General features: G+C 34.2%; 17 protein-coding genes and 1 pseudogene. 12 read left to right on the top strand and 6 right to left on the bottom strand.

The features are described from left to right. Positions 1 to 7 precede the first annotated feature (7 nt). The 6 genes from mnmG to AC3IS6_RS05095 all read left to right on the top strand — a co-directional run bounded on the left by mnmG (position 8) and on the right by AC3IS6_RS05095 (position 8,424). Positions 8 to 1,879, top strand: coding sequence for a tRNA uridine-5-carboxymethylaminomethyl(34) synthesis enzyme MnmG (gene mnmG, locus AC3IS6_RS05120; RefSeq protein ID WP_489163964.1), 1,872 nt, complete (start codon positions 8 to 10; stop codon positions 1,877 to 1,879). A gap of 299 nt (positions 1,880 to 2,178) precedes the next feature. Further along, positions 2,179 to 3,027 carry a class I SAM-dependent methyltransferase gene (locus tag AC3IS6_RS05115; RefSeq protein WP_489163963.1) on the top strand — a complete coding sequence of 283 codons (849 nt, stop codon included), beginning with the start codon at positions 2,179 to 2,181 and terminating at the stop codon, positions 3,025 to 3,027. Between the two features lie 684 nt (positions 3,028 to 3,711). Beyond that, positions 3,712 to 4,293 carry an OmpH/Skp family outer membrane protein gene (locus tag AC3IS6_RS05110; protein ID WP_173964526.1) on the top strand — a complete coding sequence of 194 codons (582 nt, stop codon included), beginning with the start codon at positions 3,712 to 3,714 and terminating at the stop codon, positions 4,291 to 4,293. 100 nt (positions 4,294 to 4,393) lie between these two features. After that, positions 4,394 to 6,673: a helix-turn-helix domain-containing protein gene (locus AC3IS6_RS05105; protein ID WP_489163962.1), complete on the top strand. Its 2,280-nt coding sequence runs from the start codon at positions 4,394 to 4,396 to the stop codon at positions 6,671 to 6,673. A 103-nt stretch (positions 6,674 to 6,776) separates the two neighbouring features. After that, a complete protein-coding gene (locus AC3IS6_RS05100; protein WP_489163961.1) occupies positions 6,777 to 7,535 on the top strand; it encodes a hypothetical protein in 759 nt (252 codons plus the stop codon). A gap of 127 nt (positions 7,536 to 7,662) precedes the next feature. Then, complete coding sequence (locus AC3IS6_RS05095; protein WP_489163960.1) at positions 7,663 to 8,424, top strand: hypothetical protein; 762 nt, start codon at positions 7,663 to 7,665, stop codon at positions 8,422 to 8,424. A gap of 36 nt (positions 8,425 to 8,460) precedes the next feature. Here AC3IS6_RS05095 and AC3IS6_RS05090 read toward each other — a convergent pair whose 3' ends face one another. Further along, a complete protein-coding gene (locus tag AC3IS6_RS05090) occupies positions 8,461 to 9,426 on the bottom strand; it encodes an HU domain-containing protein (protein WP_489163959.1) in 966 nt (321 codons plus the stop codon). A gap of 258 nt (positions 9,427 to 9,684) precedes the next feature. Here AC3IS6_RS05090 and dprA point away from each other — a divergent pair. Next, positions 9,685 to 10,784 (top strand): annotated as a pseudogene (gene dprA, locus AC3IS6_RS05085) (DNA-processing protein DprA). 51 nt (positions 10,785 to 10,835) lie between these two features. On the opposite strand, the gene trpS reads toward dprA, so the two are convergent. Continuing rightward, a complete protein-coding gene (trpS, locus tag AC3IS6_RS05080) occupies positions 10,836 to 11,810 on the bottom strand; it encodes a tryptophan--tRNA ligase (RefSeq protein ID WP_281922968.1) in 975 nt (324 codons plus the stop codon). A 204-nt stretch (positions 11,811 to 12,014) separates the two neighbouring features. Here trpS and AC3IS6_RS05075 point away from each other — a divergent pair, with 204 nt between their 5' ends. Then, complete coding sequence (locus tag AC3IS6_RS05075; RefSeq protein ID WP_489163958.1) at positions 12,015 to 12,764, top strand: lysophospholipid acyltransferase family protein; 750 nt, start codon at positions 12,015 to 12,017, stop codon at positions 12,762 to 12,764. Between the two features lie 559 nt (positions 12,765 to 13,323). Here the strand turns inward: AC3IS6_RS05075 and recA are convergent. From recA to AC3IS6_RS05055, 4 genes are all read right to left on the bottom strand, one after another. Next, positions 13,324 to 14,331 (bottom strand): recombinase RecA, encoded by a 1,008-nt coding sequence (gene recA, locus AC3IS6_RS05070; RefSeq protein WP_489164912.1) that lies wholly within the window; start codon positions 14,329 to 14,331, stop codon positions 13,324 to 13,326. A gap of 171 nt (positions 14,332 to 14,502) precedes the next feature. Then, positions 14,503 to 15,012 carry an acyl-CoA thioesterase gene (locus AC3IS6_RS05065; protein ID WP_489163957.1) on the bottom strand — a complete coding sequence of 170 codons (510 nt, stop codon included), beginning with the start codon at positions 15,010 to 15,012 and terminating at the stop codon, positions 14,503 to 14,505. A 101-nt stretch (positions 15,013 to 15,113) separates the two neighbouring features. Then, a complete protein-coding gene (locus tag AC3IS6_RS05060) occupies positions 15,114 to 15,497 on the bottom strand; it encodes a DoxX family protein (protein WP_489163956.1) in 384 nt (127 codons plus the stop codon). Positions 15,498 to 15,504: 7 nt separating this feature from the next. Then, a complete protein-coding gene (locus tag AC3IS6_RS05055) occupies positions 15,505 to 16,653 on the bottom strand; it encodes a DNA polymerase III subunit (protein WP_489163955.1) in 1,149 nt (382 codons plus the stop codon). A gap of 436 nt (positions 16,654 to 17,089) precedes the next feature. Between AC3IS6_RS05055 and AC3IS6_RS05050 the strand changes: the two genes are divergently transcribed. The 4 genes from AC3IS6_RS05050 (at position 17,090) to sprC (ending at position 20,977) form a co-directional block, all read left to right on the top strand. Continuing rightward, positions 17,090 to 17,542, top strand: coding sequence for a hypothetical protein (locus AC3IS6_RS05050; protein ID WP_489163954.1), 453 nt, complete (start codon positions 17,090 to 17,092; stop codon positions 17,540 to 17,542). Between the two features lie 187 nt (positions 17,543 to 17,729). After that, positions 17,730 to 19,022, top strand: a complete 1,293-nt coding sequence (locus AC3IS6_RS05045) for a hypothetical protein (RefSeq protein WP_173964514.1) — start codon at positions 17,730 to 17,732, stop codon at positions 19,020 to 19,022. 102 nt (positions 19,023 to 19,124) lie between these two features. Continuing rightward, positions 19,125 to 19,541, top strand: coding sequence for a hypothetical protein (locus tag AC3IS6_RS05040; protein ID WP_489163953.1), 417 nt, complete (start codon positions 19,125 to 19,127; stop codon positions 19,539 to 19,541). After that, the gene (sprC, locus tag AC3IS6_RS05035; RefSeq protein ID WP_489163952.1) at positions 19,538 to 20,977 is read left to right on the top strand and encodes a gliding motility protein SprC; all 1,440 of its coding nucleotides are present in this window, start codon (positions 19,538 to 19,540) and stop codon (positions 20,975 to 20,977) included. Before AC3IS6_RS05040 ends, sprC begins: the two co-directional genes overlap by 4 nt. Position 20,978 lies beyond the last annotated feature (1 nt).

Genomic DNA, 20,978 nt, shown 5'->3' with positions numbered 1-20,978 from the left:
AAAAGAAATGTTTTTAGAAGAATACGATGTTATTGTAGTCGGTGCTGGTCATGCAGGTTCTGAGGCCGCGGCAGCGGCAGCAAATTTAGGATCCAAAACTTTATTGGTGACCATGAGTTTGCAGAACATTGCACAGATGTCTTGTAATCCGGCTATGGGTGGAATTGCAAAAGGACAGATTGTGCGTGAAATTGATGCGTTGGGCGGATACTCAGGAATTGTTTCTGACCGAACTGCAATTCAGTTTAAGATGTTGAATAAATCGAAGGGACCAGCAATGTGGTCTCCAAGAGTTCAAAGTGATCGAATGCGTTTTGCAGAAGAATGGAGAATGATGTTGGAGGGAACTCCAAATTTGGATTTCTACCAGGAGATGGTGAAAGGTTTGATTATTGAGAATGGAAAGATAAAAGGAATCAAAACTTCGCTAGGAGTTGAGATCCGATCTAAATCGGTTGTGTTGACAAACGGAACTTTTTTAAACGGTTTGATTCATATTGGAGAAAAACAGTTTGGTGGAGGAAGAGCAGGTGAAAGTGCTGCAACAGGAATTACCGAAGATTTAGTTCAGGCTGGATTTGAAGCAGGAAGAATGAAAACAGGAACGCCACCACGAGTTGATGGACGTTCTTTGGATTATTCGAAAATGAACGAAGAAAAAGGAGATGTGAAACCGGATAAGTTTTCTTATTCGGATTTAACCGTTCCGCTAACAAATCAAAGATCTTGCTACATGACGTACACATCATTGAATGTTCATGATATTTTGAGAGAAGGTTTTGATCGTTCGCCAATGTTCAACGGGAGAATCAAAAGTCTTGGTCCAAGATATTGCCCTTCGATAGAAGATAAGATTAATCGGTTTGCAGATAAGGAGCGTCATCAATTATTTGTGGAACCGGAAGGGTGGAATACCTGCGAGGTTTATGTGAACGGATTTTCGACTTCACTTCCGGAGGATATTCAGTTTAAAGCATTGCGTTCTGTAGCCGGTTTTGAAAATGTGAAATTCTTCCGTCCGGGTTATGCAATCGAATATGATTATTTCCCACCAACACAATTGAAACATACTTTGGAAACAAAGTTAGTTGAAGGTTTATATTTTGCCGGACAAATTAACGGAACAACAGGATATGAAGAAGCGGCTTCTCAGGGTTTAATGGCCGGAATAAATGCGCATTTGAAAGTACATGAAAAAGCACCGTTGATTTTGAAACGTGATGAAGCTTATATTGGAGTTTTGATTGATGACTTGATTACGAAAGGAACGGAAGAACCTTATCGAATGTTTACATCAAGAGCTGAGTACAGAACTTTGTTGCGTCAGGATAATGCCGATTTTAGATTAACACCAATGTCACACGAAATTGGTCTTGCTTCTGAAAAGCGTTTGCGCCGAATGGAGAAGAAGTTAAACGAATCTGAAAAAATGGTTGCTTTCTTTAGAGAAACGAGCGTTTCGGTTGCTGAAACAAATCCGATTTTGGAAGCTAAGGAAACAGCTCCAATTTCACAAGGCGATAAAATGTTTAAAGTTTTCTCTCGTCCACAAATTGATTTGGAGGATATGCTGAAATTTGAAAAAGTAAAAACATATATAGAAGAGAATGATTTGGATCAGGAAATTTTAGAGCAAGCAGAGATACAGGTTAAATATTCAGGTTATATCGAAAAGGAAAGAAATAATGCTGATAAGCTTACTCGTTTGGAAGAAGTGAAAATCCCTGAGAATTTTGATTATGAAAAAATAAAATCAATGTCAATAGAAGCGAAGCAAAAGTTAAGCAAGATTCGTCCTGTTACAATTTCGCAGGCTTCGAGAATAAGCGGAGTTTCTCCTAGTGATATTTCGGTATTATTGATTTACATGGGAAGATAGAAAATTAGAGACGTACTAGAAGTGCGTCTTTCTTTGTTTCAGATTTTCTTTGTTTGAGACTTGAAGTTTATTCCAAATCTTGTTGTTAGAAATGGAAGTCTAAAAAAAGAAATTTGTTCCACGTGAAACTATTTCACTAAACCTTGATGCTATTGCTGAATGAAAAAAATAATTCTAAATAATCTCATGAGATGTGTTCATATGCATTTCAAATTAATAAAATAAAACTTGTTGCATTAACGCATGTTATGTAATAAAAAAGCACGTTGCCAAATTCTATTAAAAACCTATAATTAAAAATGAACGTTTTAAACAAAAAACATTTTCTTACTGTAAAAGACCATTCTGTATCTAAAGAAATTTTTGAGTTGTATCATGACGAAACTTTAGATATGCTGATTACTTCTCCACAACCCGATTTAGAAAATCTTGGGAAATATTACGAAAGTGAAGATTATATTTCTCATACCGACAATAAAAGATCCTTGTTTGAAAAAGCATATCATTTTGTAAAAAATATAGCTTTAAAAAATAAGCTGAATTTAATTAATGGTGAGCAATCCCAAAAAGGAAGAATTTTAGATATTGGTGCGGGAACGGGAGATTTTTTATTAACAGCAAAAAATGACGGTTGGGAAACTGTTGGAGTAGAACCAAGTGATAGAGCAAAAAATATCGCGATAGAAAAAGGAATTTCTTTTGTAAATGGAATTGATGCTCTTGAAAATAATTCTTTTGACGTAATTACAATGTGGCACGTTTTGGAACACGTTCCAAATCTAGAATTGCAAATACAGGAATTGAAGCGTTTGTTAAAACCAACTGGAACTTTAATTGTTGCGGTTCCAAATTTCAAATCATATGATGCAAAATATTATAATGAATTTTGGGCAGCCTATGATGTGCCAATTCACTTCTGGCATTTTTCTAAAAAAGCGATTCAGTCTCTTTTTGAAAAAGTAGATATGAAATTGGAAAAAGTGCTTCCAATGAAATTTGATTCTTTTTATGTGAGTTTGTTATCCGAAAAATACAAAACCGGAAAAATGAATTATATCAATGCCTTTTTAGTGGGATTAAGATCAAATTTAAAAGCGGGCAATACAAAAGAGTATTCATCGCACATTTATGTCTTGAAAAACAAATAAAACGTAAAATAAGCGCATTTAAGGCGTTTTTTAGAACGAATAGAGGATTTGTGTCGTCTTTTTTTAGAAAACGCCTTAAATATAAGCTATGAAAGCCGCTTTTAATAGTGATATTTTATAGTAGAATGGGACTCCATAAGTAAAACTAATGTCATAAAAAACGGCACGTTTTTTCAAATTTTGCTCTGAAATTTTGTTTTTTTAAATTTTGAATACAATGACTTAAAAAAGAATAAAAGTTTTTCTTTTTTGAAGCCATTTCTTTTTTGCATTTGAGAAAATGCTTCCAATCAAATTTTACTTTAAGTTTTGTTCGAAGAATACAAAAATTGAAAAATGAGTTTTTATAACTTCATTTTTTTTCTGATTTGTGATCAAATTTCGAATAGCAGTCAAGATGGCTGTTTTCTGCGGATTTAATCCCTATAATTAGCTTAAAAAGCAAAATAAGTGCATCTAAGGGGTTTTCTAATGAAAGATGAAGGTTTGTGTTGTCTTTTTTTAGAAAACAGCTTAAATAAAAGCTGTGAAAGCCGCTTTCAATAGTGATGTTTTATGGTAAAATTCCTCTCTATAAATAAAACTAATATCATAAAATTATAGCATTTTTTAAACTTTATGTTGATGCTATTTATTTTTTTATATTTTTGTCTCCAATACATTAAAAAAATAGAAATTCAAAAAATGAAAAAAGCATTAGTAATTATCGCACTTTCAATTTTCGCCGTTTCGTGTAGCAAAACTGCAGAAGTTAAGGAAGTAAAAACAGCTTACGTAGATACTTCAGTTTTAATGAAAGAGTACACTGAAGCAAAAGACCTTGAAGCAAAATACAAAGCTCAAGCAGAAGAAAAAGGAAGACAACTACAAGCTGAGATTACACGTTTTAAACAAGACGCTGCTAATTTTCAAAGTCAAGCACAGGCGAACGGTCAGGCCTGGGCGCAACAAAGAGGTGCTGAGTTACAAAAAAGAGAACAACAATTGGGTTATGCTCAACAGGCTTTGTCTCAACAATTGCAACAAGAAAGTGGTGTTGAAATGGATTCTCTAGTAAGTGGAGTTAAAAAATTCATCAAAGATTACGGTAAGAAAAACGGTTACTCTTATATCTACGGTACTGGTGATGCTGCTTCAATTTTATACGCTGAAGAAAAATATGATATTACAAAAGATATCATTAAAGCTCTGAATGATAAGTATAAATCGAGCCCAAAATCAGAAGAAAAACCGGCAGTAAAAGAAGTAGAAGCTGCTAAAAAATAATACCAAACTAACTAACTAAATTTAAAAACCTAAATCTGTCAAGATTTAGGTTTTTTCTTTTATAAAAATGCGATACTTTTAGTTTTTCAATACACGCCCAATGCAAAACGTTACAGAAGCAGCTGCTTACACCTTACAATTTATCAATCAAACGCAAAAATCGATCTTCCTCACTGGTAAAGCAGGAACAGGAAAAACTACGCTTTTGCGCGAAATCATTGCTACAACTCATAAAAATACTGTAGTTGTTGCTCCTACGGGAATTGCAGCGTTAAATGCTGGTGGTGTTACGATTCACTCGATGTTTCAGTTGCCATTTTCAGCCTTTATTCCATCATACGAAGAGGCTTCCCAGTTTACTGAAACAGTAAAATTTGAGAATAAGGAAACTTTACGTCGACACTTTAAAATGAATAATGTGAAGCGTAACGTAATCAGGAATATGGAGCTTTTGATTATTGATGAAGTCAGTATGTTACGCGCTGATCTGTTGGATGCAATTGATTTTATGATGCAGACTGTGCGTAAAAATACCCGTGCTTTTGGAGGTGTTCAGGTGCTTTTTATTGGCGATTTGTTACAGCTTCCGCCGGTTATCAGAGATGAAGAATGGCGAACTTTGCGCAATTATTACAAAGGGAAATTCTTTTTTCATTCGCATGTAATTCAGCAATATCCGCCGTTATATATTGAATTATCAAAGATTTATCGTCAGTCAGATGATACTTTTATTTCGGTTTTGAATAATCTTAGAAACAATCAGATTACGCCTCAGGATATTCAGGTTTTAAACGAATATGTGAAACCTGATTTTGACTTAAAAAATAATCCCGGATATATTACACTTACCACGCATAATGTCAAAGCCGATTCGATTAACGAACAGGCAATTGGCGATTTAGCCGGAAATGAATTTGCTTATCAGCCGTTTATTGTGGGCGATTTTCCGGAGAAAATTTTTCCGGTTGAGGAAAATTTGAAACTCAAAGTGGGCGCTCAGGTTATGTTTGTTAAAAATGATTTGTCTTTTGAAAAACGTTATTTCAACGGAAAAATGGGTGTCGTAAAATCACTTTCGGCCGAAGAAATATTCATACATTTTCCTGAGGAGGATAAAACCATTGAAGTTGAAAAGTATGAATGGAAAAATATCCGATACAAAGTAAACGATCTCACCAAAGAAGTTGAAGAAGAAGTTTTGGGCACATTTGCACATTATCCACTTAAGCTGGCATGGGCAATTACAGTACATAAAAGTCAGGGTTTAACTTTTGAGAAAGCTGCGCTCGATGTATCGCAAGTTTTTTTGCCCGGACAAGCATATGTAGCATTGTCACGTTTAACGTCCTTAAATGGGCTTATTTTGCTGTCTCCGCTGCAAATGAATGGGATTTCGAATGATCAGGATGTGATGGACTATGCTTTGAATAAAGCAACAGAAGAAGTTTTAAAACATTCTTTGCATTTTGAAACGAAAAATTTTATTCATAACTATTTGATTAGTAGTTTTAATTGGGCCGATTTAGCTCAGGAATGGCGCAATCATCGTTTTAGTTATAACGAAAATGCAGTCGCTTCAGAAAAATCAAAACATTCAGCGTGGGCACATAAACGTTTAGAAATAATAGATTCGCTGGCAGATCCTGCACAAAAATTCGTGCATCAGCTTAATAAAATTTTCAATAAAGAAACTGTCGATCTCTTTTTTGTACAGGAAAGGGTAGTGGCAGCTTATGATTATTTTTTTAAACCAATGGACAAACTGGTTACGGATCTTTTGAATAAAATGGCCGAAATTCAGAAGTTTAAAAAAGTAAAAGAGTTCTACGAAGAGCTCGCTTTTCTGGATGATTTGCAAACGAAAGCAGTTTTGCGCTTAATGAAGGCCAAATTGCTTATAAAAATTGTCGTTGCAGGCCAAACCATCTGTAAAGAGAAATTGTCGTCTACAGCGATTAAAAACTACAAATCAGACAAGGTTGCAAAGATCCGAGAGGAATTTAATATGTCGAACACTGATATTTTTAAATCTGAAGAACCTACAGTTCGTTATACGGCACGCAAATTAGATAAAAGCGCACCAAAGGCCGAAAAGAAAACAACCATCGAAGAAACTCATGATTTGTGGCTGGAGAAAAATTCAATTCAGGATATTGCCCGAATTCGTAAACTTACAGTGCAAACCGTAGAGATGCACTTGGTTAAACTAATTCAGGCTAAAAAAGTCGAGATTTCAGATGTTTTACCGTATGATAAAATCCTGGCCTTGCGCGAAGCTTTTGAGTTTTATCAGGAAGAATCACTAAGTCCGTTAAAAGAAAAATATGGAGATGAATTTACGTGGGATGAACTTAAAATGTTTAAGGCCAGTATAAATTGATTTCAGATTCTGTAAATTAGAGTTTCAGAGTTTGAAATTTGATTCTGAAGATTCGTATGAAATTTAGGAATCAATTATAAAAACATTATGTAAAATAGAAATCATGAAAAAGTTGCTATACATCCTATTCATAGGCATTACGATTCAAAGTATGTCGGGGCAGGACTTGAAACCAGAATATCAAAAGTTTGTCAAAAATTTTATTGATAATATAAAAAATGATAGGAAAGAGGCTGTTGCAGAGGCTATTAAATATCCTTTAAGAAGAGAGAATCCAATTCCGTCTATCAAGAATAAAACAGAATTTGTAAAAAGATATGATGAAATTTTTGATACTAAACTGAAAACTGAAATTTCACAATCGAATCCTGTAAAAGACTGGTCAGAAGTGGGCTGGCGTGGCATAATGCTAAATCAAGGAACTTTATGGATGGATACTGATGGTAAAGTTTTCTCGATTATTTATCAGTCAAAAGTTGAAAGTGATATCAAAAGTAAATCGATAGCTTCTGAAAAAAGTAAACTTCACCCATCAATTACTAAGTTTAAAGAGCCACAAATTATCATAGAAACATCTAAATTCAGAGTTCGAATTGATGATTTAGGAAATGATAATTACAGATATGCTTCATGGTCGATAAAACAATCAATGAGCGAAAAACCGGATTTAATTATTTCCAACGGAAAATGGTTTCATGACGGAACCGGCGGAAATAATCATTACGATTTCAAAAAAGGTAATTTTCTTTACCAGTGTTATATTACTGTTTTGGGTACAAAAGATTCAGCACCAGCTACTTTAACCATTTATCAAAACGGAAGAGAAATTCTTAATCAGGACGCTAAAATTGTTCCACGTTAAACAAAATCCTATTCGAGAGAATGGGATTTTTTGTTTTATAGCCCAATTTAAATTTAAGTACAGCTGTTATAAATTATTTATATTTGATTGTAATTATCGGATTATTAATTAATTAAAATTATTTAAGATGAAAAGAAGAAGTGTATTTTTAATAATATTAATTTTTTGCAGCAGTTTTATTTCTGCTCAGGATTCGAACATTGATTATCAAAAACTTGTTAAAAAGTTCATTGAAAACATAAAAAGCGATAACAAAGATGCACTTGCTGATGGGGTAGTTTATCCTTTAAAGCGTGAATATCCTATTGCAGATGTCAAGGATAAAACGGGTTTTTTAAAGCGTTATTCCGAGATATTCGACGCGGTTTTAAAAAATGAAATTGTGAAGTCTGATCCCGTAAAAAGCTGGTCAGATATGGGTTTGAGAGGACTAATGTTCAATCAGGGCAAAATTTGGCTGGATACTGAAGGGAAGCTGATTGCGGTAAATTATCAATCGAAATTTGAGCTGGATCTAAGGAAATCATTGATTGCTACGCAAAAGAAAAATCTGGATCCGAGTATTGCTTTTTTTCAAACTCCGATTTGTATTCTGGAAACTTCTAAATTTAAAATCAGAATTGATAATTTAGGAAATAACAACTATCGTTATGCTTCATGGTCGATTCAGAAGGAAATGACTGAAAAGCCTGATTTAGTGATCAATGGTGGCGTTTTGGTTGTGGAAGGTATTGGTGGAAATCACCAGTATGAGTTTAGAAAGGATGGTAATGTTTACGAGTGCGCAATTATTGTTTTGGGCGAGAAAAATTCACCTCCGGCGAAGCTGACTGTTTATCAGGGTAAAAAAATTGTTCTTTCGCAGGACGCGAAAATAAGTATGAAGTAAAAAAAAGCCCATTCATTTGAATAGGCTTTTTAAGTTTTATAGTGGTTGAACGAGAATCCAGGCATCTGGATTTTCTCCTTTTTGAATTTCTTTTTGTGCCTTTTCGGCTTCGGCCATAGTGGCATAACTGCCGTATAAAACAGGAAATAAACCGTGTTTGTTTTCGCCTAACATTCTGGCTTCGTAACCATCTTTAACTAATTGATTGTAAGCTTTTCTTGCATTTTTTTCGCTTCTATACGCACCCGCCATAATGTGGTATGGCATTGCTTTTTCGGCCACCGTTTCTACTTTTGCAGAATCTACAGAAAGTGTTACGGCAGGTAGTGGGCTTTGAATAAAGAAAGTTGCCTCTTGTATTTTATTCTCGACTTTTTTCTGAACAGCACTTTCAACAACAAGTGTTTGGGCAGCGATTTGGTTTTGGTATAAGGGATATCCAATACTACCGGTAATTCCAAGGCCTAATACCAGTATTGCAGCATATTTTAAAAGAGGATTAGAAGTTCTTTCTTCTTCATTTTCGTATAAAGAAATTGAGTCTTTTTCTGAAATTTCCTCAATTTTTCGTTCAAAATTTTCTTTTTTCACTAGCGGAGAAACAAACGGACTAAGTCCGAAAGAGCTCGTTAGGAAATTGGTTTGATCATTTGGTGTGAATACCATTTTTTGATCAGCATTAAAACGAATTTCACCTATGTTTTTAAGTGTTACAACACCGTTTTCTTCTAAGGTTTTTTTCCAGCTCACCACTTCAAAAGCAATTGCGCTTACGGCAAAACCATAAGAAGTTTTTTCAGCCTGTGCGATATGATTGGCCAATAATCCATCATTGTTTTTTAAATGACTGTTGAAAGAGATCATTTTTGTCGGTGGAAAGAATGAATTTGTGCTTTCATTCAGCTGCGCCGATTGAATTTCTGTTAAAAATGCTCCAAACCCTGGAACCGTTACACACTGATAACGATACAGTAACTGTGCTATGTAATTTTCGATTTTCATAGTAACAAAGTTATGCAACGAATATAGTTATCAAAATTTTATTCACAATTTTTATTAACAATTGAGATATTTTTATAGATAATTATTTTTCAAGTAGTTAAGTTTTTTTGAAGTTTTACTAATTGGTTCGCAATTTCTTTTAATATATAATATTTGAAGGAATTTACTTCTAATTTATATCTTTGCTGCTCTTGAATTTATTTTAAGATTTGTTTTTTAAAAAGATTTTTGTCGCCGCCTTTAAACCTTATTCAATTTATGTCAGATCAAGATTTATTTTATGTATTAGCCTTGTTAAAAGTAGAAGGTGTTGGAGATATAATGGCAAAAAAGCTGCTTAATCACTACGGTAGTGCAGAGGCTGTTTTTAAAAGTAAAGCGAATCAATTGGTTGCTATTGATGGTGTTGGATCAGTTCTTTTGAAAAATTTTAAAGATAAATCTATTTTTGAAAAAGCGAATCAGGAAATGGAATTTATGAAATCTAATGGGGTAAGGATGTCTTTTTTTAAGGATGATATTATCCGGAGCGCTTAAAACATTGTATCGATTCTCCTGTTTTGATTTTTTCTAGTGGAAATATAAATTTAAAAAGCAAAAAAATAATTAGTATCGTGGGTACGCGTCAGATTACCTCGTATGGAGCAGAGTTTTGTCGAAAGTTAATAGAAGAATTGGCCCCTTTAGATCCCGTAATCGTTAGTGGTTTTGCCTATGGTGTTGATATTGTGGCACATCAACGGGCAATGGATTTTAACTTGCAGACAATTGGTGTTCTGGCACATGGACTGAATCAGATTTATCCAAAATCACATAAAAAGTATATTGCTCAAATAGAAGAAAACGGAGGTTTTATGACGGAATTCTGGAGTACATCAAATCCTGATAAAGAAAATTTCGTTCGCAGAAACCGTATTGTAGCTGGAATGACTGAAGCTACAATTGTTATTGAATCTGCTGATAGGGGAGGTTCGCTTATTACGGCGAATCTGGCAAATGATTACAATCGCGATGTTTTTGCCGTTCCCGGGCGAGTTACAGACAAATACAGCCAAGGTTGTAATGATCTTATTAAAACCCAAAAAGCAAACGTATTAACGAGTGCTGCTGATTTAATTTATATTTTGAATTGGAATATTGATAATAAAGTGAAACCGGTGCAGAAACAGTTGTTTGTTGAGCTGGAATTTGATGAACAAAAGATCTATGATTTTCTTTTAAAGAATGGAAAAGAATTGTTGGATATTATTGCGTTGCAATGCGATTTCCCTATTTATAAAATTTCAGGTTTACTGTTGAATATGGAGTTGAAAGGAGTAATCAGACCTCTTCCGGGGAAATTGTTTGAGGCAATTTAGTTTTAATTTTGAACCCGATAGATTTCAAAAACATCGGGCTCAAAATTTATTTTATTTACCAAATCCAAGTACTTCGCGAACTTTTGCGAGAACACCATCAGCAATTACAGAAGCTTTTGAGGCACCTTTTTTTAATAATGCATCTACTTCTTCAAGGTTATTCATGTAGTAAGTATATTTTTCCCTTTCGGTTTTGAATTTTTCTATAATCAGTTCAAACAAAGCTTGTTTGGCATGACCATAACCATAGTTTCCTCCTAAATAGTTTGCTCTCATTTCGGCGATTTGCGCTTCAGTTCCCAGTAAGGAATAAATTGCAAAAGCATTACAAGTGTCCGGGTTTTTAGGCTCTTCAAGTGGTGTACTATCCGTTTCAATACTCATTACCTGTTTGCGAATTGTTTTATCGTCAAGGAAAATATTGATCAGATTATTGGCTGATTTACTCATTTTCCCACCGTTTGTTCCCGGAATCAATTTACCGTCTTCCTGGATTTTGGCCTCGGGTATTACAAACGTTTCGCCCATTTGATGGTTGAAACGGGAAGCCACATCACGAGTGATTTCTAAATGCTGTAATTGATCTTTTCCAACCGGAACAAATTCTGCATCATAAAGTAAAATATCAGCAGCCATTAACATTGGATAGGTAAAAAGCCCGGCATTAACATCGTCTAAACGATCTGCTTTATCTTTAAATGAATGTGCCAAAGTCAAACGTTGAAATGGAAAAAAGCAACTTAAATACCATGTTAATTCAGTTGTTTGTACCACATCAGATTGTCTGTAGAATGTTACTTTATCAGGATTTAAACCGCAGGCTAGCCATGCCGCTGCAGTGCTGTATGTATTTTCTCTTAGCGTTTTGCCATCTTTAATTTGTGTAATGGAATGTAAATCAGCAATAAACAAAAAAGATTCGTTTGCCGGATTATTTGATAATTCGATTGCCGGAATAATTGCTCCCAATAAATTGCCTAAGTGTGGCGTTCCAGTACTTTGAACACCAGTAAGTATTTTTGCCATTCTATTTTTTTTCTAAATCTTCTAATCGCAAAGATTGTAAGTTTATTTTCTTTAACCGCAAAGTTCGTAAAGTTTTTCGCAATCTCCCTAAAGTTTATTCAAGATCTCCTTGATTTTAAGTTTTATTTTAGATAAAAGAGAACATTTTAAAAAACTAATGACCGAAAAATCTAAATTCATTTCTGTTTTCTTACATTTGAAACCATGAAAGGATTAAAAGTTGTTTTTTGGGTTTTGTGGCGTATATGGTTTTACATTTTAATGGCCATTCCGATATTGATTATGTTGCCGTTTTTGCTAGTTTCTATTGTGTCGGAGAAGGGTTACCCCTATTTTTTTAAAATGGCTCGCATTTGGGCTAAATTTATCCTTTTTGGGATGGGTTTTTATTACAAAGTCGAGCGTGAAGAGAAGCTAGTTAAAAATAAAAGCTATATGATTGTAGCAAATCATACTTCAATGACAGATATTATGCTGATGTTGGCTGTAGTTCGAAATCCGTTTGTTTTTGTTGGAAAAAAGGAGCTTTCAAAGATTCCACTGTTTGGTTTTTTCTATAAAAGAACTTGTATTTTGGTGGATCGAAGTTCTTCAAAAAGTAAAAATGAAGTTTTCAAAAGAGCACAAAACAGACTTAATCAAGGACTTAGTATTTGTATTTTTCCTGAAGGCGGTGTTCCTGATGACGAATCTATTTTACTGGATGAGTTCAAAGACGGCGCTTTTCGTCTGGCGATAGACCACCAGATTCCTATTGTTCCAATTGTTTTTGCTGATAACAAGGAGCGATTTTCCTATACTTTTTTAAGTGGAAGTCCAGGGAGAATGCGTGTAAAGGTGCTTCCTTTTGTAGCAACTAAAGGATTAACATCGGATCATAGAAAAGAACTTCGAGATCAGGTAAGACAGATAATTTATAAAGGTTTATTGAAGTTTAAGAACAAAGAATCATAAACCATTTTAAGGATAAAACCCGACAACTTTTAAAGTTGTCGGGTTTTCTTTTGAATTAAAATTTCCCCATTTAATATTCAAAAATGATTATCTATGAATTATTTTTTCTGAAATAAAACGCAATACTTTCTTAAACTTCAATTTGGTTTTTCTACGGTTTTTGTTGTACAACACTTCTATTCTTTCTTTCATGGTTAAAAATATTTATGGTTGATACTAAAGAGTTTGACTAGGACTCCGGTTAATGTCATACTAGTATAGAGGGAAAAAAATGAAAAAGGTTGCGTTGGAAGGCAAAAAAAATGAAAAAAAGAATAAAAACCCGTTAGAACCAAAAAACTAACGGATTTTTATTGAACAAACCAACCAAATTTGTAGAAAAACCTTTGAGTTAATGCTTATTGCTAGGCATTAATCAAATCTTATGTCTTTTATTAAGATGGCCTGATTTTAGAATGGTTGCGTGAAAAACGATGTATTTTTTGAATAAAAAACCCGAAAGTTTCTAAAAAACTTTCGGGCTGTATATAAGGTGTTGATTTTGAGTGCTTTTTTAAAATTAAGCGTTTGCTAAATCTTTAATATGTTCTTTAATTTTAACTTCCAGTTCGTCTGCTAATTCCGGATTGTCTTTAATTAAGGCTTTTACGGCATCACGACCTTGTCCTAATTTCGTATCTCCGTAGCTAAACCATGATCCCGCTTTTTTAACGATTTCAAATTCAACCGCCAGATCAAGAATTTCACCGGTTTTAGAAACTCCTTCACCATACATAATGTCGAATTCGGCAGTTTTAAATGGCGGAGCCACTTTATTTTTAACGATTTTAACTTTAGTTCTGTTTCCGATAACATTTTCACCGTCTTTAATTTGAGAAGAACGACGAATATCGATACGCACAGATGCATAGAATTTCAAGGCATTACCACCCGTTGTCGTTTCAGGATTTCCAAACATAACACCAATTTTCTCTCTCAACTGGTTGATGAAGAAAACAGTACAGTTTGTTTTACTGATCGTTCCCGTTAATTTTCTTAGCGCTTGTGACATCAAACGTGCGTGAAGACCCATTTTAGAATCTCCCATTTCGCCTTCGATTTCACTTTTTGGTGTTAATGCTGCAACGGAGTCAATTACAACAATATCAATTGCTCCGGAACGAATTAGGTTTTCGGCAATTTCCAGAGCCTGTTCTCCATTATCCGGTTGCGAAATAACTAGGTTTTCAATATCTACGCCTAATTTCTCAGCATAATTTCTATCAAAAGCGTGCTCAGCATCAATAAAAGCAGCAATTCCACCAGCTTTTTGAGCTTCAGCAATAGCGTGTAACGTTAAAGTGGTCTTTCCAGACGATTCCGGACCGTAAATTTCTATTATTCTTCCTCTAGGGTAACCATTAACTCCAAGGGCTAAATCTACACCAAGAGAGCCTGAAGAAATGGTTTCTACTTCTACAATGGCTTTATCGCCCATTTTCATTACGGTACCTTTTCCGTAAGTTTTATCTAGTTTGTCAAGCGTAAGTTGTAGCGCTTTTAATTTGGCATCTTTCTCTGAACTCATCTCTTTTTTTTCTTTTTCTTTCATGTAAATTTTTATAATTTATTCTCAAAAACAAACCAGAAATGATAACTTACTGATTTAGATTTGTATCAGGCTTGTAATTTTGTAAAATTAGTTCTTTTTTTCGAAGTTTGATTCTCTCAAATTGTTCCAAATTGTCACAAATTTCGACTATAAAAATAAAGCCTTTAATTCTGTAGCATCGGAAGGCTTCATTTTTCCGGCGAGTACTAAACTCAGTTGTTTACGACGCAAAGCAGCATCATAACGTTGTATTTCAAGTTCACTTTCCGGTACAATTGGCGGAACTTCAACAGGTCTTCCGGTGTCGTCAACGGCAACAAATGTATAAATGGCTTCATTCGCTTTTGTTCTGCTTCCGGATTCACGATCTTCTACCCAGACATCGATAAAAACTTCCATCGAACTTTTGAAAGATCTTGAAACTTTTGCTTCTACAGTTACAACACTTCCTAACGAAATGGCTCGGTTGAAAGCAACGTGATTTACAGAGGCGGTAACTACAATTCGGCGAGAATGTCTACGAGCAGCAATACTTGCCGCGCGATCCATTCGGGCTAATAATTCGCCACCAAAAAGGTTGTTTAATGGATTTGTTTCACTTGGTAAAACTAAATCGGTTAAGATTGTTAGGGACTCTGATGGGTGTTTTGGATTCATTTTTTGATAATTTTTTTGCCGTAGATTTCACTGATTAAAAACAGTTAATAAACCTTTTAAATTTGTGAAAGTTGTGGCTTACTTTTTAAAATTAAGGCTGATTAATTCAACCAGTAAACAGCTATTACAGCTGGAATAAAATATATAACAATGGTTCTTGCACCATCGTAATCTTTAGCTAATCGTTGACCGAAAAGCATCATTAATAAACTGATACATGAGAATATGGCGCCATACAAACCAAATTCACGACCGCTGTTGGTGAGTAATTGTATGGCTCCGACAACACACAAAATTCCTGAAATTAATTCTAAAATTAAGAGATGGAGTAGGGCGAGTGGTACCTGGTTTTTTAGTATTGTTTTCGCAAAATGACCTTTAAGCCACTCGACATTGTCTTTCCAATAAAATATTTTCTCGTATCCTGATTGTAAGAATGTTAAGGCTAAAAAGGCTAATAACAAAATGGAGGCAACATTATTCATTTGAAAACTATTTTTTATGAATTAAACGAGTCAGTTTTATAGATAAATCGGTTAGAATTATTTTCGCATTTCCGTTTCTTTCAATGTGATACATCGCATCTGAAAGTTCTTTGAAAATTTCGTGAATATTGTTTCCGTTTACAAAAGGTGCAAAATTTTCGAGTTTGAATTTATCTACTTTCGGTTCAATGTAAACGAGAGTGGGAGCCTGATAATTGAGCAATAGTGCCTGACGAAACATTTCGATACAAAACTGGATGAATTTTTTCTGGCTTTCACGTCCAAGAGCTGCAATTTCTTCGCTCCAGGATATCAAATCCTGAATGGCTGCTGCATTTCCTTTTGCTCTAAAAGCGGCGCGTACCCAATTAACAAACCATTGTTCGAAAGGATATTCAGAATCGTCTTCTTTTAAAAGATGTAAGGCTTTGCTGAAATTTCCCTGTGCCTGATGCGCAATTTTAAAGGCTAATTTTTCGTCGGTATTTTCTTTAGTAACTAAAGCTTCTGCAATTACTTTTTCGGGAAGTCCATTAAAATGAATTACCTGACAACGGGAACGTATGGTTTGAATGATGTCTTCTTCGTTTTCGGAAATCAGAATAAAAATGGTTTTATCTGAAGGTTCTTCCAGTAGTTTCAGAAGTTTGTTGGAGGCAGCGATGTTCATTTTATCGGCCATCCAGATAATCATAATTTTGTAACCGCCTTCGTATGATTTTAGCGAAAGTGATTTTAAAACTTCCTGTGCATCTTCAACACGAATTTCTCCTTGTTTGTTTTGAACACCCAGTATTTTATACCAGTCAAATAAACCTCCATAAGGCATCTCCTGAATAAAAGTACGCCAGTCCTGAATAAAATCTAAACTTTTGGGTTTTGTTTTTACGTCCTCGGTGGTTACTGTTGGATAAATAAAATGCAGATCAGGATGAGAGATGTTTTGAAACTTTAAATTACAGGAATCATTTCCATTCGAGTTTTCATCTCCCGTATTGTTGCATAAAATATATTGTGCGTAAGCAATTGCCGTTGATAATGTACCACTTCCTTCCGGCCCAATGAATAATTGCGCGTGCGGAATTCGTCCGGAAGCTGCACTTTTTATCAAGTGACTTTTGATGTAGTCTTGACCTAAAATTTGAGAAAATTGCATGAAGCAAAGATAGAAGAAAATGATATAGTCAAAAATTTTAGCTCAAAAGTTTATTAATCCAGTCGCATTTTTGACGTTCATGAAGATTTCAGCTCTGTTTTTTGCGGTTTGTTGACTAACTTTTGTTAATAAACATGTCAATATGTGGAGATATTAAGGGTTTTTTGTTAATAGTTTTTCGCGATAAACGATTAACGGAAGCTTTTTTTGATTATTAATTATGCGGTAGGTTTGTTTTTTATGGCTAATATCTTACCTGATGTGATTGGGTTAATTTTAACAAAAACTCCGTTAAAACGCACATTTTCTCGACATAAGGCTGGTTTTTAAGCTTTTTTTAAGCTTTTTTTTTGAAAAAAGAAATCAATAAAGTTGCAGTTTAAGTTAATTTCTATATTTTTGTTTTTATGAACAACCAATTATAAACTAAGAAGCTATGAAAGGGAAAATTATTTTATTAAGTGCACTTTTTTTTATGACAACTGGTGCCATTTCGGCCCAAGCTAAAAATGCTCCGAGAAGTATAATAAGTACAACTGCGATTATTCGCAAATACCATGATCAAAAAGAATTGAGTGGTATGCAAAAAGGAGAACTTTTGGAACTATACATCGAGCGTATTAAAGTTTTAGTAAAAACTCTTCCTTATATTGCTTTAGTAACAAAACCGGGAGTTACAATGGCAGACTTAGGTATTCCGGATGACAACGAACACAAAAAAGTATTAGATGGTCAGGCCATAGGTACTACAACATTTTTAGATACAACAGTAGAATTTCAAAGAAAAATGATGCCGTATTCTGATAAAGGAAACTTAGTCGCAGCGATTTTATTCTACGAAAGCACATTGAAATCTTTACACGAGTTCAACGAATTGAACGATATGTAATAAAATATTATTTTTTAAAACTTTTTTGAGAGTGTTTACGTAGATGAGTTCAATTTATGTCAACATTTAAAAAAAAGAGATAAAAAACAACTCTCTCGAAAGGTTCTGACTATAATCAGAAAACTCGAGATGAGTTTTTTCATTTACGCATACCCAAATTTATTATTAACCCTAATACCCCCTTATCATGAAAAAAATTACTCAAATGATTTGCGTTCTTTTGACAGTTACCAGTATGAGTGCTCAGCAAGAGAAAGGAATTATGGGCTACAACAATTGGTTGAACAACTGGACCGAATTTAAGCCTAACAAAGTAGAGTATGGAGAAGCAAACCAAATTTTAGCAGGAAATATTTCTGTTAATACTAAATTGCTGAAAAGGAATATTTATGTACTACAAGGCAATGTTTATGTTACTAACAATGCTGTTTTAACAATCGAACCTGGAACTTTAATTATTGGTGATTTTGAAACAAAAGGAACACTGGTAGTTACAAAAGGTGCTCAACTTGTTGCCGATGGTCTAGAAACAGACCCAATTGTATTTACTTCAAACCGCAGCCAGAAAAAAGCTGGAGACTGGGGTGGAATTGTAATTCTTGGTGATGCTCCAATCAATAAATTTGGAAATGTTAGTTCTTACAATTTAGATCTTGATCCTACTTTGACAACTTATGGTGGTGATAATGCTGCTGCAAATTCAGGGATTTTGAGATTCGTAAGAATCGAATTCGCAGGTAAAAAAGTAAAAGGAGTAGATACTTTCAACGGTTTAACAGTTGCAGGTGTTGGATCTAAAACAATACTTGAAAACATTATGGTAAGTTATTCTGGTGGTGACTCTTTTGCCTTTTTTGGAGGTGATGTAAACGCTACTAAGTTTGTTTCTTACAAATCAATCAACGACGATTACAAGTTTACTCAAGGTGCTCAATGTCGTTTATACAATTCATTAGCGGTAAGATCTTCATATTTATCAAGTAATAAAGACGGATCTCGTTGTATGGAAGTAAAATCATTCGAAAAGAAAAGTGAAACAGATTTTACTAAAAAACAAACTTTAGTTGTTGCAACTAACATTACAATGCTTAATGACAGTGAAAATATTAAAGCTGATATTCAGTCTGGTTTAGTAAAAGAAGCTGTATATGTGGCTGAAAATGCTTCACTTGAAATGAAGCGTAGTGTGATCTCCGGATTTAATCCTGCTGTTTTATTAGATAGTAAAACAGAAATTAATGATGCTAATCTTAAGAAAATCAAATTTGAAGAAATGTACTTCAACCTATGTAACGGAAATATCTTTACAGAGTACAATTCAAACAATGAAGATTTAGAGAGCTGGTATGGAAATAGCGTGTTTTTCAATGTATATTCTCAAAGTAATAACAGAGAGACGTTCATCGATATTTTCAATGCTAAGAAACCGGATTTCAGATTACAATTAGGAAAAATTACAGCGTCTAGCAGCAACAGATAAAATAGATTTCGATTTTTATTTCAGCGTAAATTTTATTAATAAAGTCCCCAGACACAATTTATGTATTCGTCTTAATACCGGACAAATAAAGATCAAAACATAATGGCTCCATCTAGAAAAAAATATTTTATATATATAATATTTTTGGTTTCCCCTATTTTGCTTAGTCTATATGCTCAAAATACAATAGAACGACCTACAATTTCTATTGATGCTACGACTAAAAAGATAGGGTGTGAGAATCAAAATATAAAAAATGCCGGACAATTAAGTACTGGCAAATTAGATAATTCTAATCAGTTATTAGCAGGGCTATCCATCCCCAAGGATAGCCTTTCTATGGCAATTGATATGAAAGATCAGAATTCAGAGTGTAACAAAGAAAATCGATTTTTAACTGGTTCTTTTTCAATTCTTGCAAAAGATATTATCGAGAACTATAAGTACGATTTTTCTGAAACATTTATTGATATCCTGTTTTTTGAAGACATAGATTTAGCAAGAACACGCACTATATGATTCGAAAAATTACCCCAAATTTTACCAATCTTTTTCTATTATTTAGCATTTTATTCTTTTGTAAACCGAATATCCATGCGCAGACAATAGTTCCACAGCCTCTTGATGGGCTTGAAAAACTATGCGCAGGTAAGTCATTTAATGAATTTTATGCGACATTTAGTTATGTAAATTTTCCAGTGGGAACCACATTTGCAGTGGAACTTTTAGATAGTTCAAATTCTCCAATCGCAACAACTTTGTTGGGAAGTCCTATTGACGTTTCTCCGACACAACAAACTATAAAATTTGCTGTTCCGGTTACTCTGGTAGGATCCGATACTTACGGATTAAGAATTAAAAGTTCTACAGGTGCTGTTAGCCCAAGATTTAAAAATTCTTTGGGGGTTACATCTTTTCCAGCTTATTACAAAGTTTATGAGTCAACGTTTTCTATTAATGGAAAAGCTACCAATGCTACAATATGCGCAGGGAGTAATTTAACCATTTCTATAGACAACGATACACCAACTGTTATAGAATCATCTCCTTTAAATTATCCAGTTTTAAAATACAGATGGTTTAAAGATGGTGTTGTTATTTCAGGACAAATTGGTACTGCATTAGTTGTTAGTTCTGCAGGTGAATATTATGCTTTGGTCGAATATGGTGGATGTACTGAGCCTAATATTAGTTCAAATTTGGTTGCAGTTACAAGTTCTGCATCAGGTAGTGGAGTTGTGATTACTTCAAGCTTAGGAAATCCATTTTGTGCAACTACAGAAGGTACTGTTTTAACTGCTTCTAAAGGAAATCATTACGTATGGAAAAAAGATGGCGCTGCTTTTGGTGGTGATACCCGTACAGTAAATGCAAAAGATTCCGGAGTTTATACCGTTCAGGTAGATTTTGGAGGATGTAATGCAACAGGAAGTATAAATCTCGCAGCTAGCGGTTTTAATGCTTCTATAGATGTAGCAGATCAGTTTAAGTTGGAAGAGGGAGAAAGTGTAACTGCAACTGTTACGACAGATGCGACTAGTCCAATTTACAAATGGTATTTAAACGACGCAGAAATTAAAGACGCTACTTCGAGCTCTTATTTGGTTACTGCTAAAGGAAACTATAAAGTAGTAATTTCTCAGGTTTCGGGATGTGTTTCTACCAAAGAATTGGCTTTTAAAGTTATCGGCCCCACAGCTCCGGCTACAGTAATTCCTAATGTAGTTAGTCTTCAGAATCCGTATTGGAATATTCCTGAGGTATATAAAACAGCCCAGACCAAAATAATGATATTAAGCTCTAATGGCGAAATTATGTTTGATGGTTTAGGCAGTAATTATGACCCGCAAGTCAACTCTTTTATAAAAGATTTTAAAAATGTTAATCCAGTATATTACTATGTCATTCAATCCGACACAGGTGAAAAAAAAGGATCAATAACTGTAATAAGATAAT

Source organism: Flavobacterium sp. KH_035 (genome assembly GCF_057839565.1).
This window is presented reverse-complemented; position numbering and strand designations above follow the sequence as displayed.